The 1,247-nt window shown below is 51.4% G+C and carries 2 protein-coding genes; both read right to left on the reverse strand.

The window, feature by feature from the left end; all coding sequences use genetic code 11:
• The coding region (locus ALO43_RS22825; protein ID WP_054998102.1) for a TrbL/VirB6 family protein at window positions 1-821 on the reverse strand (821 nt) is incomplete at its 3' end.
• 10 nt (window positions 822-831) lie between these two features.
• Window positions 832-1,185, reverse strand: coding sequence for a hypothetical protein (locus tag ALO43_RS22830; protein WP_054998103.1), 354 nt, complete (start codon window positions 1,183-1,185; stop codon window positions 832-834).
• Window positions 1,186-1,247 lie beyond the last annotated feature (62 nt).

Below are 1,247 nucleotides of genomic sequence, written 5' to 3' on the forward strand. Positions count from 1 at the left end.
GAGGGGCCACCGCCCATGATGGAGGCTGCTTGCTGAGGCAATTCGATGACCAGCGCAGTGAACGTGCAGAAGACAATCAGGATGGTGAGATTCCCCTCCAGGGGGGTCGTCAACGTTCCATCTTTAATCATCACGGTGTTGATAAAGCCGATTTCGATTGCCAGCACAACCGATATCAGGACCTGGGCCAACATAAAGCCTGCGATGGCTGAAACCCACCCCCAGAAATACTGCCGGGTCTGATCAAACAGCAGAAAGGCGATGAACAGAGGCCCCACGGCCACGATAGCCGTTGTCGAGACCTTCAGTACAAACAGCGTGGCGACGGCGGCCAGCAAGAACGGGATGCCTCCCAGCACATAAAACACCACCCCCTGAATCCCCAACCAGATATCAGCAAGACTGGCTCTGAAGATATTGAAGTTCATGGCCCCTATCAGGGCTTTCAGGTTGGCACCGTAAACAACGATCAAGCTGTCGATCTGGTTGGTTTGCGTGCCCTCCTGGCCGGACAAGATTCCCCCCATCCAGTTGGGGAAGCCGGTGATAAAGGGCACAATCGTTTGTACGTACCATTGCACACTGAACGCACACGCGGTGATGGCAGCCATTTTCATAATTTCTTTGGCCACATCCTCGAAGGCAACGTTCATTCCCCGGTACAGCCATTGCATGTTTCGCAGCGTGAAGTGGATCAACCACATCGTCCCGAAGAGCGCTCCTAGCCCCAGCATCACCTTGGCCATCCCGGTGACCAAGGCGCTTTGCAGGGCGGCATCAACGAAATTGAACAACGTCTGGGCTATTTTTGTTACGTCCATGCCGCCTCCGTTATTTTGCTCGGGTAAAGGTGGTGTAGTCGAAATTGATGACGCCGCCTTCCAAACGCATGGTTGCGAGGCCGCCAAGCATACTCAGTACCGTATCCGACTCGGCCTTGGCTTCGAACTGTTGTACATTCGTAATTGGCTTTTCGTTGCCTGATGCTTCCCAAGTACTAGCAATATCAATGTGGAAGTTCTCTCCATCCTTTGAAATAGTCATAACATAAGTTGGCTTGTACATCCTCTGGGTATTTTGACCTTCCCAACGCCCGATAAAATCATCCCCTTTGCTATCGAAGCAACCCGACAGCGCAAGTGCAAACAACACCAAGCAAGAAAAAGCAGTCATTCTTTTAAACATGGGTCATCTTCCCTTTTGAATTTATTGGTTAATCACTCGTAGCTAGGGAGACGCTGAAAAAT

It is taken from the genome of Pseudomonas tremae (assembly GCF_001401155.1).
Taxonomy (GTDB): domain Bacteria; phylum Pseudomonadota; class Gammaproteobacteria; order Pseudomonadales; family Pseudomonadaceae; genus Aquipseudomonas; species Aquipseudomonas tremae.